The following is a 14,808-nucleotide window of genomic DNA, read 5'->3' as shown; positions in this document are numbered from 1 at the left end:
CCCCTTGAGCGATATGGCGAAAAATCTAATACTCTGGCTGGTCATTGCAGTTGTGCTAATGTCAGTGTTTCAGAGCTTTAATGGTGGTGATCAAGCAGATCGCCAAACAAGTTACACTCAATTTGTTAGTGACGCACGTAGCGGCGCTATTCAAGAGGTCTCTATTGAAAGTACAACTGGCACCATTACAGGTACTAAAACAAATGGTGAGCGCTTTCAAACTATCATGCCAATGTATGATAAAGACATTTTGAATGATTTATTGAAAAGCAATGTAAATGTTAAAGGTGTTAAGCCTGAAGAGCAGTCTTTCCTCGCCAGCATTTTAATCTCTTGGTTCCCAATGTTACTGCTTATTGGTGTGTGGATTTTCTTCATGCGTCAAATGCAAGGCGGTGGCGGCAAAGGGGCGATGTCTTTCGGTAAGAGCAAAGCCCGCCTAATGAGCGAAGATCAAGTTAAAACAACGTTTGCTGATGTTGCAGGATGTGATGAAGCGAAAGAAGATGTCACAGAGTTAGTGGACTTCTTACGTGACCCATCAAAATTCCAAAAGCTGGGTGGTAGTATCCCTAAAGGCGTACTTATGGTAGGTCCTCCGGGTACGGGTAAAACTCTTTTAGCGAAAGCGGTTGCTGGTGAAGCAAAAGTACCATTTTTTACAATTTCAGGTTCTGATTTCGTAGAAATGTTTGTTGGTGTGGGTGCATCACGCGTCCGTGACATGTTCGAACAAGCGAAAAAAGCAGCCCCGTGTATCATCTTTATCGACGAAATTGATGCGGTAGGCCGTAAACGTGGTGCAGGCATGGGGGGCGGTCACGATGAACGTGAGCAAACTCTAAACCAAATGCTAGTAGAAATGGACGGCTTTGAAGGTAATGAAGGTATTATCGTTATTGCAGCGACAAACCGCCCAGATGTACTTGACCCAGCGTTATTACGACCGGGTCGTTTTGACCGCCAAGTTGTGGTTGGTTTACCTGATATCCGTGGTCGTGAGCAAATCTTGAAAGTGCATATGCGTAAAGTGCCATTAGGCGATAACGTTGAGGCCGCTGTGATTGCACGGGGTACACCTGGTTTCTCAGGTGCTGACCTTGCAAACTTGGTAAATGAAGCGGCGCTATATGCAGCGCGTGGCAACAAGCGTGTTGTTAGCATGGCTGAGTTTGATGCAGCAAAAGATAAAATCATGATGGGCGCAGAGCGTAAGACCATGGTGATGAGCGAGCAAGAAAAAGAGATGACCGCTTATCATGAAGCAGGTCACGCGATTGTGGGCCGTATGGTGCCAGAACACGACCCTGTTTATAAGGTGTCTATTATTCCACGTGGTCGTGCACTAGGTGTTACGATGTACTTGCCTGAACAAGACCGTGTGAGTCACTCTAAAGAGTTACTAGAGTCAATGATTTCTAGTCTTTACGGTGGTCGTATTGCAGAAGCACTGATTTATGGTGAAGACAAAGTAACCACAGGGGCAAGTAACGATATTGAGCGCGCGACAGACATCGCACGTAAAATGGTTACTCAATGGGGCTTAAGCGAAAAGTTAGGTCCACTGCTGTATGCTGAAGATCAAAACGAGATGTACATGGGTGGCGGTGGAAGCCGTGCCATGAGCATGTCAGATGAAACAGCAAAAGTTATCGATAGCGAAATTCGTTTGTTCTCAGATCGTAATTACCAACGTGCTGAGCAAATCTTAAAAGACAATATTGATATCTTACATGCGATGAAAGATGCATTAATGAAGTACGAAACAATTGATGCAGGTCAGATTGACGATTTAATGGCTCGTCAGCCAGTGCGTGAACCGCGTGATATGCATGACCGTCGTCCAGATGACAAAAAACCAGCTGCCAAGGCTGAACCTGTTGCTGAAGAGTCAAAATCGGATGATTCAGTAAAAAAGGATGAAACAAACCTTGATGACAAAGCTGAATAATCGTTAAAATACGATTAGCAAAAGCCCCGCTTGCCGGGGCTTTTTTGTAGCGACATAAAAAATCGTTTAGGTTCAGCACCTAAACATTCGCCATGGAAGCAGTATAGGTGATAGATGACCACTGTTAGTTTACCTCGAGGTCGCACTTTACACCTCGATACCCCTGTTGTGATGGGGATCTTAAATGTCACTCCTGACTCTTTTTCAGACGGCGGCAATTATTGCCAACTAGACAGCGCTGTCAAACAAGCTCATACACTCTTAGAACAAGGCGCAAAAATCATTGATATTGGCGGTGAATCGACACGCCCTGGTGCCCCTGACGTTTCATTGGAAGATGAGCTTGACCGTGTTATCCCTCTGGTTAAAGCGCTCAGAAAAACAAGCGACTGTATAATTTCAATTGATACCAGCAAAAGTGAGGTCATGCGTCAGGCTATTTTAGCGGGTGCAGATATCATTAATGATGTTAGGGCATTACAAGAGCCCGGTGCTATTGAAGTATTATCTGCATACCCTGACGTTGCAATTTGCTTGATGCATATGCAAGGACAACCTCGCACGATGCAAAGTAATCCACAGTATGAGGATTTATTTGCAGATATTAATGACTTTTTTTCCGAGCGTATCGAAGCATGTGAGCAAGCGGGGATTCAGCAACAACGTATTATTTTAGATCCCGGTTTCGGTTTTGGGAAAACGCTCGCGCATAACTACGAAATTCTTAATAGGTTTGACGAGTTTAATCAATTCAATTTACCGGTCCTTGCGGGTTTATCACGCAAATCCATGATTGGTAATTTATTAAATAAAAGCACGGATGAGCGTTTAGCTGGCAGTTTAGCAGGTGCTTTAATTGCTGCCCAAAATGGGGCAAAAATCATTCGTGTGCATGATGTTTCAGAAACTTTAGATGTGTTGACCGTATGGCAAGCATGTAAGAAAGGAATTATAAATGAGTAAAACAAGAAAATATTTTGGCACGGATGGCGTTCGTGGCATGGTGGGCGAATACCCTATTACTCCAGAGTTTGCATTAAAACTTGGTTGGGCAGCTGGACGCGTATTATCAAAAATTGGTACCAAGAAGGTTATTATTGGTAAAGACACGCGTATCTCTGGGTATATGTTAGAAACTTCACTGGAAGCAGGTCTTATTGCTGCAGGCATTGATGTTGTTCTACTTGGCCCTATGCCGACCCCTGCGGTTGCTTATTTAACGCAAACTTTCCGTGCTGAAGCTGGCATCGTTATTAGTGCATCACATAACCCTTATCATGATAATGGGATTAAATTTTTCTCTAGTCGTGGTTTGAAGCTAGCGGATGAAGTTGAGCTTGAAATTGAAGCCATGATGGAAGAGCCAATGACTTGCGTAGCTTCAGATAAATTAGGGAAAGCACGTCGTTTAGAAACGGCTGATGGCCGTTATATTGAGTTTTGTAAAAGCCAATTCCCTCAAGGTTTATCATTAGAGGGTCTAAAAATCGTATTAGATTGTGCTAATGGCGCAACTTATCATATAGCCCCGTCTGTTATGCGTGAGCTTGGTGCAGAAGTCATTTGTCATGCGTGTGAACCAAATGGTGTCAACATTAACCTTGAATGCGGTGCAACTCACGTTGAAACACTCAAGCGCAAAGTACTTGAGCATGATGCCGATGTTGGTATTGCGTACGACGGTGATGGTGACCGTGTGATGATGGTTGACCACAACGGACGTGTCTTCGATGGTGATGACATTGTTTATATTATTGCATGCCAAGCTGCAAACGACGATATGTTGGGTGGGGGTGTTGTTGGCACGGTCATGTCAAACATGGGGCTTGAAAATGCATTAAAAGCGCGTGGTATTGATTTTGCCCGCAGTAAAGTTGGCGATCGTTATGTCATGGAGCTTTTGCAAGAAAAAGGATGGAAAATCGGAGGCGAAAGCTCAGGCCATGTATTGAATCTTGATTTAATTAGTACTGGTGACGGTATTATTTCGAGTTTGCAGGTGTTAGCTGCCATGGTTGCACAGAATAAAACACTGCAAGACTTAGGTGCTGGCTTTACAAAATACCCGATGAAAATGATCAATGTTCGTTACCCTCAAGGTACGGATCCAACGCAAGCACAAGCTGTTATCGATATTGTGGCACAAATCGAAGAAAAATTAGGTGATACAGGGCGTGTTCTACTTCGCAAATCGGGGACAGAACCCGTTGTTCGCGTAATGGTAGAGGCTGATCAAGAGAAAACAGTACTAGACAGCGCACAAAAAATTGCTGAAATTGTCGAATCTGTGAGCAAACAAACCGAGGGATAACAATAACCTCTTGTAACTTTGGGCAAGTCGAGTTAGTATCTTGCCCGCTTTCTAATGTGGAGTGGAAATATGGCAACACGTAAGCCAATGGTAGCAGGCAATTGGAAAATGAACGGTTCGTTAGAACTTGTTGAACAATTAGCAAACGCTATCAAAAATGTTCAGTCTGATGAACTTGATATTGTGGTGTTTCCACCATTCCCGTTGATAAGTTCGCTGCAACAACAAAATGTTGTTGTTGGTTCGCAAACGGTCTCAGAAAACCAAGCGGGTGCGTTTACGGGTGAAGTAGATGCTCAGCTGATTAAAGACTTAGGCGCAACGTATACCTTAGTAGGGCATTCAGAGCGTCGCAGTATTTATGGTGAATCTGATGCGATGGTTGCGGATAAATTTGCTCGCGCTCAACACGTTGGTTTAACACCTATCTTATGTGTTGGCGAAAGCGAAGAACAACGTGAAGCGAATGAAACCGAATTAGTGGTTGCAGCACAAATTGATGCTGTAATTAACAAATTAGGTGTAGCAGCACTGAAGAATTCTGTGGTAGCATACGAGCCCGTTTGGGCCATTGGCACAGGTAAGACTGCTTCTCCTGAGCAAGCGCAAGCTGTACATAAATTTATCCGTGAGAAAATTGCTTCTGCGGATAGTGATTTAGCTGAACAGCTAACCATCTTATATGGTGGTAGCGTGAATGAAAAAAATAGCGAATTATTATTTGCACAACCAGATATAGATGGCGGCCTAATAGGCGGCGCAAGTCTAAAAGCAGAATCATTTACTGCTATTTGTGAAAGTGCAAAAGGGACCGTATAAGATGTACGAAATTTTATTAGTAGTTTATTTAATTGTTGCTTTAGCGCTTGTTGGTATGGTTTTAATCCAGCAAGGTAAAGGCGCTGATATGGGTTCATCATTTGGAGCAGGTGCGTCTGCTACAGTGTTTGGTTCATCAGGTGCAGGCAACTTCATGACAAAAACAACAACAATTCTTGCAACGATTTTCTTCGTGTTAAGTATTGTTTTAGGTAACCTGACTGCCGGTCAAATTAAAAAGACGGACGAGTGGGAAAACCTAGAGGCTGCGCCAGCTGTTGAAACTGTTACTCCAGCACAAACTGATGTGCCAGTGACAGAAGAGAAAAGCTCTGACGTACCAAATTAATTAGCGTTGCTAATTACTGTTAAGCGATTTATCTCCTCAGTAAATCAAACAGCTTAACATCATACAGAATTGTATGCGGATGTGGTGGAATTGGTAGACACGCCATCTTGAGGGGGTGGTGGCTTCGGCCGTGGGGGTTCAAGTCCCCCCATCCGCACCAAATTTAAAAAGCCGTGACCTAAAAGTCACGGCTTTTTTCGTTTCGGTATGTTTTTGCACTTTTTTGGTGCTGTTCGCCCTCTGTTAATACTCTACCTCATTGATTTGTAAGATATATATAACTTGGTTCTCTCCTTGCTTGTTATCTTGTGTGTGTTCACCAGAGGATGCCATTATGGCAAGAATGAGTTATTTAAGCGCAATAGAACGATATGAAGAATACCAAGGGCTGATTCAAAATTTATTGCTTTCAATTCTGGCAAGTGTGCATACAGCGCTTGCTCAAAAAAAAGATGTTCAACCCCTCATTAAGCAGTATCCCTTTTTAGAGTTGCAGTATTGTTTAGATAAGCAGGGAATTCAGCTAGGTAATAATGTGTGCTTTAAACCCCAGTATAAGAAAGACTTAGCTAATAGAGGGGCAGGGCAAGATTTAAGCGCTCGACCCTACTTTACAGCGATATCAAACTCGACAGAGGCACATTTCACCTCACCTTATGTATCAACGGCCACGAGGCATTTATGTATTTCGGTTATAAAGTCTGTTCAATTCAAAGAAGGCGCTCCGTGTTACGTCGTTATTGATGTGTGCCTCACCGAACTTATCGAGTTCATCATGGGGGATACGAAACGAGCGAATATGACGGCTTACTTTAAAGTAGGGTATGGGCTTATTGTCGCTTGCTTATTTTGCTTGGTATTTTATTTATTATTTAAAGTATTCGAGGGCATGTTTTCTTTGGTTACGAGCGAGCAGGCACATTCAGATCCTCTAAAGCCCTTTACTATTATTATCTTTGTTACCTTAGCCCTTGCTATTTTCGACCTAGGAAAAACGATTTTAGAAGAAGAGATTTTAATGCACAAAGATATCTTTCGTCATAGTTCGACACGTCGCACTATTACCCGTTTTATCTCAACCATTCTTATTGCGGTGTCAATAGAGGCGTTACTTACGATGTTTAAAGCCGCTTTGGGTCAAACAGAATATGTGATGCCTGCGGTATTGATGATGTTTGCGGTGGTGGGTTTATTAATCGCATTGGCTATTTATGTCTATTTAGGTGCGAAAGCCGAAGGCATATTAACCCAAGTTCAGCGTGCTAAGATTAATACCTCTTTACAATAATCAGGCAGCGTAAAACACATAACTTAAAGCAATACCGTCACAGGGCGCCTGAGCCCTATGACGGTCGTTTTTATAACGAACCACCTACACCAATGCTTGGGTTAACATAAACAGGGCCCACTTTAAATGGGGCGTTTACATTAAGGCTTGCATAAGGTGAACATGCATTTAATAGAATAGCTGCTGCGGCTACTGTGATGACTTTAATTAAACGCTTTTTCATTTTATTTCCTCTTGAATGACCAGGCCTGCACCCGCTGGGTCTCTAATAATAGCAACACTTCCTTTGCGAAGGGTTTCATTTGGTGCCATTAATATAACCCCGCCTGCAGCCGTTACTTTAAGTAATGTTGCATCAACATCGGCGACTTTAATGTAGTTAACCCATGTGTTACCGATTTCCGCATCGGGCTTTTTAACAAAGCCAATGGCGGGTTTATCCTCGACAGCGAGGTAGCTGTAATTGAGCTGTTGCAGTGATTTTTCCTTAGAAGAGTAATTGCCGAGGCGTTGGTAAAAAGCTTTGCTTTGTATTGTGTCATCACTCCATACTTCTTGCCAAATCCACCCATTGTCATGTGTGCTCACTGTGGGGTCGCCGTTCACAGTATTAATTAATGAAAATACAGCGCCTTGAGGGTCTTCTAATACGGCAATTGTGCCTCGTCCTTTGATTTCAGTGCTTTTTACTAATACTTTACCGCCTGCAGCAAGTGTTTTATTCGTGGCATCAGTAATATCTTGGCTACTGATAAGGCTTAACCAGAGGCTTGCATTTTGTGTGTTATCTAACTGTGCCATGCCTGCAATTAATTTACCGTCGAGTTTGGCGAAAGTGTAGCTGTCATTTACCTGTTCAAATTGCCAGCCGAACACATTGCCATAAAAAGCTTTAGACTCCGCTAAATTTGGCGTAATCAAGTCATGCCACACCACATGGCCCGTGTTCTTTGTACCAGAGTCACTAATAGCGGGGAGTTCATTGGAGGTAAGTTGGCAGCCCGTGAGGGACACCGTCGATACAGCAACAATAATCGCAGCGCGTAATGGGGATAGTAATTTCAAAGTATGCTCCTTGCAAAATAGGGTCAAGTAACAGCATAGACTATTTTTTGTTTATTATTCAATCAAAAGCAGTGCACTTTAATATTTTCTAAAGGAACTATGATAATGCGCATAGCGTGGTGATTATTTAGACGGAAAGTGGGTTACTCTTTGAATTTCTGCAATTATTTTTCTTTAAAAATTTAGTTTATGTGAAAAAGTTATCCAATTTGTCATACATATTATGCGTTTAGTTTATAAAAAATAATAAAATATAAAATAATTATACGTATTTTCACAAAATTGACATATAATGTCCCTCCAGAGGAAAGATGCTTATACCTAAGCGTCTTTTTTTATGCCTGCGATTTACAGGTAAAAATACACACACGGTATCCTTTGGAGTTTTAATTGAAATTACGTCATTTCTCACAATTAAGTGTGGCTGTTGTAGCTGCCTTATCTTCATCAGCTTTCGCTGAGCAAGAAAAAACCACCGCGAAACAAGATGCATTCGAAAAAATAGAAGTCACAGCTCGCAAACGCACAGAAAGTATTTTTGAGTCGCCAACAGCGGTTACTTCAATCGGTGAAAACCTGATTGATAAAGCCAATATGAGCAACTTAGAAGATATTGGTAAATACGTGCCTAATTTAAATATTACCCGTTATGGTGTGGGTAATGCAGCGCATGCCTCTGTGTTTATTCGCGGTATTGGTTTACAAGATCACGTGATCACCACAGATCCTGGCGTAGGCGTATACTTAGATGGTGTCTACCTTGGGCGTCAAATGGGCTCAAACTTATCACTCCCGAATGTAGAGCGTGTTGAGGTGTTGCGAGGCCCACAAGGTACTTTATATGGCCGTAATACACTTGGTGGTGCAGTTAACATTATTACTAAACAACCTGGTGACGAAGGGATTGTAACGACAACGGCTAAAGTTGGAAGTCGCAATCGTTTAGCGGGTGATGTTTATTTTAATAACAGCCTTACAGACACTGTCAGCATGTCGGCCAGTGTGTCGTACAAACAACGTGATGGAGTCGGTGAGGCAATTAACCTTGTTAATCCAGCAAACGAAATTGGTGAAGAGCAAGAACTAAGTGGTCGTATGGCGTTGAAATGGCAAGCTAACAGCGACTTATCTTTTGTTTTCTCTGTTGATGGTGTCGACAACGAATCAGGTCAATCACCTTACACAATCGAGTTAACGGCACCGTTGGACGCAAATGATCTATTTAATGGTGATTTTCCACTTTTAACTGAAGACATGCTACCAAGTAATCCAGATGATTTAGCAACGACTGTCGCAGGAATCGAATCAACGGCTTACTCAGGCTGGGGGACATCATTATCAGCACATTGGGACATTAATAATACTTACACGACTAAATTTATCACCAGTTACCGCAGCTCAGAATATGAAGGTGGCCTTGATGATGATGCTGTGGCACTTAATTTATCTGAATTCCCAGAAGAGGGTGGTGCCGATCAGTATTCTTTCGAAATCCAGTTAAACGGTAGCTACGATAATATGGATTTTGTGTCTGGTTTGTATTTCTTTAATGAAGATGGATTTACAAGCTCAGGGCCTTTTGTATTTAGCCCATTCAACACGCCAGACGGATTATTGAATGATGGTACAACGGCTTCATTTGGTAATTATGGTTATTTTGATATTAACCAAGAAACAAATTCATACGCAGCGTATATCAACGCAAGTTACGATTTAAGTGACGACTTAACAGTAGGCGGTGGTCTTCGTTATTCAAAAGACAAAAAAGAAGCCGATGCACAATTTCCAAGCTTTGCAACGCGTAAATACGTAAGTGCTGACTTTGATGCGGTAACATGGGACGTAAACGCGTCTTACCAGCTCAGCAATAACATGAACCTGTATGGGCAAATTCAAAAAGGCTATCAAACAGGTGGCTTTCCGCCACGTCCATTTGGTGGTCCTGATCAATTTGTCTCATTTGATGAAACAAAAGCGATTAACTATGAGCTAGGCCTTAAAGGTCAAGTGCATGAAGATATTTCTATGATGCTTGCTGTTTTTGTCACAGATTATACCGATTTAGCACTGCCATTCTCTGATCCAACAGCCGGGGGTGGTTTTGTAACGATTGTTGAAAATGCTGGCGAGTCAAAAGCACAAGGTATCGAGCTTGAAACAACGATAGCATTTACGGATGACTTTACACTGCGTAGTGCGATTGGCTACTTAGATTCAGAGATCACCGAGGTTGACGAAGGAGTGCAAGGCATTGGTAAAGGTGACTCACCTGCATTAACTCCGCGCTGGACTGTTATGCTTGCCCCATCGTACTTTGTTGACTTAAGCAACGGTGGTACGGTGGCGATTAACGCAAACTATTCGTACCGCAGTGACATGCAAGGCCAATCAGTTTACAACCAAAGTGAACATATTGAATCGCGTGAACTTGTTGGGTTTAACATTTCTTATTTAAACCCTAATGGCGACTTTGAAGTGACGCTATACGGTGAAAACGTATTGAATGAAGTTTACGATGTTGGTCGTTTACAGCAGTCAGGTTTTGTTGGTGTTATGCGCAGTAATGACCGCAGTGAATTTGGCTTAAAGTTCAAAAAAGAATTTGAGCTTTAATCGCAAGGTGAATGAAAAAGGGTAAGCATGGCTTACCCTTTTATTTTTTACAGTTTAATTCTTTTCTTGTTCAAGCTTTTCGCGGGCTGCTTTTAATTCTTCAGCCAACTCTTTTGCTTTTTGCTTGGTTTTTTCAGAAAGTTCACCAGCGGCTTCTTTACTCTCGATCCATGCATCTATGGCAATTTCTTTACCGTCGTCATACATGCTTAAACCCATTTCTTTGCTTTCTGCTAGCAGTGCTTGTAATGAGTCATCGTTAAACTCACTGGTTGCCTCTTTTACATCTTTCCATGCATCATTGACAGCTTGCTTAACTTCTTCTTTCGCTTCGGCTGCGTCTTTTTTTGCTTCATCAGCATCTTCACACCCCGTTAGGGCAATACATCCTAGTAAAACTAAACTTGCTAATTTTTTCATATTTTTCTCTAATGGTTAATTAACACCATAAGCAGTATAAGCATTTAAAAATGAATATAGCTAGAACAACACGGCTAAGTTTTCGTTTAATGGACGAAAATGATGCAGAATTATTATACGAGCTTGATAACGATCCTCAGGTAATGAAATATTTAACCCGTGGTAAAGTATCAACAATGCAAACAATTAAAAACACTTTTATCCCCCGTTTAAATGCTTTTCGCAATGAACAAAAGGGCTGGGGGCTTTGGCAGGTAAGCGTTACCGACAACAACATGTTTATTGGCTGGGTGTTAGTGAGGCCAATGGGATTTTTTGATAAGCCAGATTATAGCGACCTTGAAATTGGTTGGCGTTTTAAACGTGTTAGTTGGGGGCAGGGTTATGCATCTGAAGCTGCTTTGAGTGTTGCATTGGCGGTTAGTCAACACCCCGAAGTTAAAACACTCTCAGCAACAGCCCTAAAAGATAACCTTGCATCGATTAGTGTAATGAAAAAGCTAGGGCTAAAATTTATAAAAGAATACCTGCACCAAGATGAACACGGAGAATTACCAGCGGTGCTTTATTCATGTCCGAAAGCAGAATTAACCTCACTTAAGCGTAACTAATTGACCTTAGTAGTTTGGCATGTATAAATGAGTATAAAAACGTCAAAAGGAATTAGTATGCGAACTTTAATAAAATACACGGTCAGTGTCTCGCTTCTCGTTGTATTATTTTTTCATCCGCCATTATTAGCCAAACAAGCGGCTGTGGCGATGCCAGACAGTTACAGTAGCGATACTGCACGGGCAATTTTAGAGCAAGGCGGTAATGCCATTGATGCAGCCATAGCAGCCCAATTTGTGTTGGCTGTCACGTTACCTGAGGCCGGTAATATTGGTGGCGGCGGTTTTATGCTGATTCAAAAAGACGGCAAAGGTGACTTTATAGATTACCGTGAAACTGCCCCCGCAGCAGCTCATCGCGATATGTATCTCGATGAAAAAGGGAATGTGATAGACAACATGTCAGTGTACGGTATTCACGCAAGTGGTGTGCCGGGCAGTGTTGCCGGAATGTGGCTAGCACACCAAAAGCATGGCAGCTTAGAGTGGAAAACCCTCGTAGACCCTGCGGTAAAGTTGGCAGAAGACGGTTTTATTGTGCACCCGAAACTTGCTTCAAGTATCCAAAAATATATTTCGCGAATGCAGAAAAAGTCGATAAAAGTTAACTTTGCTGATTATTTTTCTGATGCTAAAGCTAATAAAACCTTTAAGCAACCAGAGCTTGCGGCAACGCTTAAGCGCATTCGTGATAATGGCAAGGCGGGGTTTTATGAAGGCGAGACAGCTAAAATAATTGCCACGTTTATGAAACAGCATGGCGGTATCATTACAGAGCAAGACCTTAAAGACTATCAGGCCAAATCGCGTATGCCTATTAAAGGTCATTGGCGTGGTTTTGAAGTGCTTACTTCACCGCCACCCAGTTCAGGGGGCATTGCTATTTTACAATGGCTAAAAATGTATGATCTTGCTAAACCAACAGGCCCTTTAGAGCATAACTCGACCCGCTACTTGCACATTCTTGCAGAAGTCGGCAAACGAGTCTTTGCTGATAGAGCAGAGTATTTAGGCGATCCTGATTTTTACGATGTACCAAAAACAGCCTTACTCGCGGATGATTATCTCGCTAAACGTGCAACGGGTATTCGTGATGATGTAATTTCAACAACTGAAAACATCAAACCAGGTTTACATGAAAGTGAGCAAACAACACATTTCTCAATTATTGATCAGTGGGGTAATGCGGTCGCAAACACAACAACAATCAACTTAAGCTTTGGCAGCGGTGTGGTTGTTTCTGGAGCAGGCTTTATTCTTAATGATGAAATGGATGATTTTAGTGCTAAACCAGGTGTTATGAATGTTTTCGGTGCATTAGGCGGTGAGGCCAACGAAATTCAACCACACAAACGGATGTTAAGCTCAATGACACCCACCATTTTATTACAAGACAATAAAGTGAAAATGGTAACCGGTTCACCGGGCGGCACCACCATTATTAGTTCAGTGTATGAATCAATCTTAAATGCGGTAGAGTTTAATATGTCTGCTGAGCAAGTCGTAAATAGCCCGCGATTTCATCATCAACTGTGGCCTAAAAACGTGATAAGACACCATAAAGGGCTTGAGCCAAAGGTTGTTAAAGCGCTTGAAAAAATGGGCTACAAACTTGATGAGCGTCACTTTGGTGATATGCATGTGATCATCAATAAAGATGGTAAGCTCGATGCCGCATCTGAAGAATCTGGTCGTGGTAAAGCGATGGTATTTGATACCCTTAATTCGTCTAATTAAGTGAGCAATTTTTAACGCAGGTAGCGACCCGTTTAATCCCTCAAAATAATGAAAAAGGCACCAAAGGTGCCTTTTTCAGTGTGTGATTTTTATTAACCAATAGCAGGGATTACACCAGCCATCTGTAAACCTTGGGCGCTAATGATTAGCACACCAAATAAAGCCGCCAGTGCTAAACCAACATTTCCCCCTTTTACTTGGTAGCCTGTTTCAGGTTGGCTTCGGCGTTGTTTGTAAACCATGGCGACAGGCAGAAATACGGCCAGAATAACCAAAGCAATCGCAGCGTAGCCAAGGGCCATAATAAAACCTTGTGGGTAAAATAATGCGAAACCAAGGGGCGGTACAAAGGTAATTAATGCCGTTTTAATACGGTCTTTACTGCCATCACCTTTTTTAAAGGCATCAGCAAAAAAATCAAATAAACCCAAGCTCACACCTAAAAATGACGTGGCGAGTGCTAAATCTGCGAAAACATTGACCGCAGTCGCAACATGAGGGTTATGTGCAATACTTGCTACACTGCTAACAAAGCCAGATAAACCTTGGCTTTGCATTAAGTCATTTTGGCTCATTATGCCTTGGCTCAACAGTTGCCAAAAAATGTAAATGACAAGCGGTAATGCGGCACCTGCCACCATGACTCTTCGTAAAGTCTTAATGTCGAGACCCACATATTTAACAATCGATGGAATGGAGCCATGAAAGCCAAAAGATGTAAATACCACCGGAATAGCTGAAAGAATTAAACCTTGCTCAATAGGCATTTCGAGTAGGTGCTGGCCATGCACATACGGTGTGAGCATATAAAATAAGCTTGCCAGTACGCACACTTTAATTGTGAAAAGCACTCTATTAAGCTTATCAACCTTACTTGTGCCAAGCGTTACTACGGTACCAATGACCACGGCTAAAATAATGGAGCCAACTTGGGGGGCCAGCGAGAGTGACAAGCCATTATTTAGCTTTTCTTGCAACTGTGCACCACCGCCTGCTATGTATGCGGCGCATAGGGCATAGAACAAGAACATAACTGAAAAGTTAGCCACCCATTGCCCTCGCTTGCCCAACCAAGATTTAGCCAAGGTGTTGAGTGTCGCGTCTCTGTCTGCATATTGATGAAGCTCTAACATTAATAGAGCTGTGTAAGTCATTAAAAACCAAATTAATAAAATGAGTGACAGCGCAGTGGTGAATCCAAGCCCCGCAGAGGCGATGGGCAATGCCAGCATCCCTGCTCCTATGGTGGTGCCAGCAACAATTAACATGCTACCTATTGTTTTATTTTTAAGCACTTTTTGACCCTTAAACTTCGTGAGAGGCATGCAAGATATAACTTGTTTAATAAAACTTAAATAGTTTTGTTATAAATCAAAGAAACTTATTGTAACTTATGATTTACAAGCACGGTTGGGCGCGTAAATATTAGGCTTAAATTTATTCTACATTGTCGTAATTTTGAGTTGACAAAATAATCATATAGGCAGATTCTTAACGCTCTTCTACTTACTTTTTTATGATGATGATGCAGCTAAATAAACGACCAAATAATCGCAGTATGCGTCTGGCAACGCCAGCCGTGTGGTCAGTTATGTGCTGCGGTTAATTAAGTAAGTTTTACTAACCGCGTTCAAAGCGGTTGGC

The 14,808-nt window shown here is 42.1% G+C and carries 13 protein-coding genes and 1 tRNA gene; 10 read left to right on the top strand and 4 right to left on the bottom strand.

Features of this window, described 5'->3' with window-relative positions; translation table 11 throughout:
• The first annotated feature begins 13 nt into the window (after positions 1-13).
• From ftsH to ACSSVW_RS08410, 7 genes are all read left to right on the top strand, one after another.
• Complete coding sequence (ftsH, locus tag ACSSVW_RS08440; RefSeq protein ID WP_065978102.1) at positions 14-1,951, top strand: ATP-dependent zinc metalloprotease FtsH; 1,938 nt, start codon at positions 14-16, stop codon at positions 1,949-1,951.
• A gap of 114 nt (positions 1,952-2,065) precedes the next feature.
• Positions 2,066-2,914 carry a dihydropteroate synthase gene (gene folP, locus ACSSVW_RS08435; RefSeq protein WP_182395120.1) on the top strand — a complete coding sequence of 283 codons (849 nt, stop codon included), beginning with the start codon at positions 2,066-2,068 and terminating at the stop codon, positions 2,912-2,914.
• Positions 2,907-4,262: a phosphoglucosamine mutase gene (glmM, locus tag ACSSVW_RS08430; RefSeq protein WP_036967223.1), complete on the top strand. Its 1,356-nt coding sequence runs from the start codon at positions 2,907-2,909 to the stop codon at positions 4,260-4,262. Before folP ends, glmM begins: the two co-directional genes overlap by 8 nt.
• Before the next feature lie 69 nt (positions 4,263-4,331).
• Positions 4,332-5,081: a triose-phosphate isomerase gene (gene tpiA, locus ACSSVW_RS08425; protein ID WP_454179148.1), complete on the top strand. Its 750-nt coding sequence runs from the start codon at positions 4,332-4,334 to the stop codon at positions 5,079-5,081.
• Position 5,082: 1 nt separating this feature from the next.
• Positions 5,083-5,430 (top strand): preprotein translocase subunit SecG, encoded by a 348-nt coding sequence (gene secG / locus ACSSVW_RS08420; protein ID WP_036967228.1) that lies wholly within the window; start codon positions 5,083-5,085, stop codon positions 5,428-5,430.
• Positions 5,431-5,505: 75 nt separating this feature from the next.
• Positions 5,506-5,590: transfer RNA gene (locus ACSSVW_RS08415), tRNA-Leu, on the top strand.
• Positions 5,591-5,764: 174 nt separating this feature from the next.
• Positions 5,765-6,718 (top strand): general glycosylation pathway protein, encoded by a 954-nt coding sequence (locus ACSSVW_RS08410; protein WP_065978100.1) that lies wholly within the window; start codon positions 5,765-5,767, stop codon positions 6,716-6,718.
• Between the two features lie 70 nt (positions 6,719-6,788).
• Here the strand turns inward: ACSSVW_RS08410 and ACSSVW_RS08405 are convergent, their stop codons facing one another.
• Together ACSSVW_RS08405 and ACSSVW_RS08400 are read right to left on the bottom strand one after the other, a co-directional pair.
• Positions 6,789-6,941 (bottom strand): hypothetical protein, encoded by a 153-nt coding sequence (locus tag ACSSVW_RS08405; protein WP_178387086.1) that lies wholly within the window; start codon positions 6,939-6,941, stop codon positions 6,789-6,791.
• Positions 6,938-7,783: a VOC family protein gene (locus ACSSVW_RS08400; RefSeq protein ID WP_454179147.1), complete on the bottom strand. Its 846-nt coding sequence runs from the start codon at positions 7,781-7,783 to the stop codon at positions 6,938-6,940. The genes ACSSVW_RS08405 and ACSSVW_RS08400 overlap by 4 nt, the downstream gene beginning before the upstream one ends.
• 390 nt (positions 7,784-8,173) lie before the next feature.
• On the opposite strand from ACSSVW_RS08400, the gene ACSSVW_RS08395 reads away from it, so the two are divergent.
• Positions 8,174-10,396, top strand: coding sequence for a TonB-dependent receptor (locus ACSSVW_RS08395; protein ID WP_454179146.1), 2,223 nt, complete (start codon positions 8,174-8,176; stop codon positions 10,394-10,396).
• A gap of 54 nt (positions 10,397-10,450) precedes the next feature.
• Here ACSSVW_RS08395 and ACSSVW_RS08390 read toward each other — a convergent pair whose 3' ends face one another.
• Positions 10,451-10,816 carry a hypothetical protein gene (locus ACSSVW_RS08390; RefSeq protein ID WP_036967240.1) on the bottom strand — a complete coding sequence of 122 codons (366 nt, stop codon included), beginning with the start codon at positions 10,814-10,816 and terminating at the stop codon, positions 10,451-10,453.
• A 50-nt stretch (positions 10,817-10,866) separates the two neighbouring features.
• On the opposite strand from ACSSVW_RS08390, the gene ACSSVW_RS08385 reads away from it, so the two are divergent.
• On the top strand, positions 10,867-11,427 hold the full coding sequence (locus ACSSVW_RS08385; RefSeq protein WP_065978097.1) for a GNAT family N-acetyltransferase: 561 nt from the start codon (positions 10,867-10,869) through the stop codon (positions 11,425-11,427).
• 57 nt (positions 11,428-11,484) lie between these two features.
• Positions 11,485-13,164: a gamma-glutamyltransferase gene (gene ggt, locus ACSSVW_RS08380; protein WP_454179144.1), complete on the top strand. Its 1,680-nt coding sequence runs from the start codon at positions 11,485-11,487 to the stop codon at positions 13,162-13,164.
• Between the two features lie 92 nt (positions 13,165-13,256).
• Here the strand turns inward: ggt and ACSSVW_RS08375 are convergent, their stop codons facing one another.
• The gene (locus ACSSVW_RS08375; RefSeq protein WP_421418527.1) at positions 13,257-14,459 is read right to left on the bottom strand and encodes an aromatic amino acid transport family protein; all 1,203 of its coding nucleotides are present in this window, start codon (positions 14,457-14,459) and stop codon (positions 13,257-13,259) included.
• Between the last annotated feature and the right edge of the window lie 349 nt (positions 14,460-14,808).

The sequence above is a fragment of the Pseudoalteromonas sp. MBR-15 genome (genome assembly GCF_053628915.1).
Note: the sequence above shows the minus strand (reverse complement) of the source record. Positions and strands in the feature narration are given on the sequence as shown.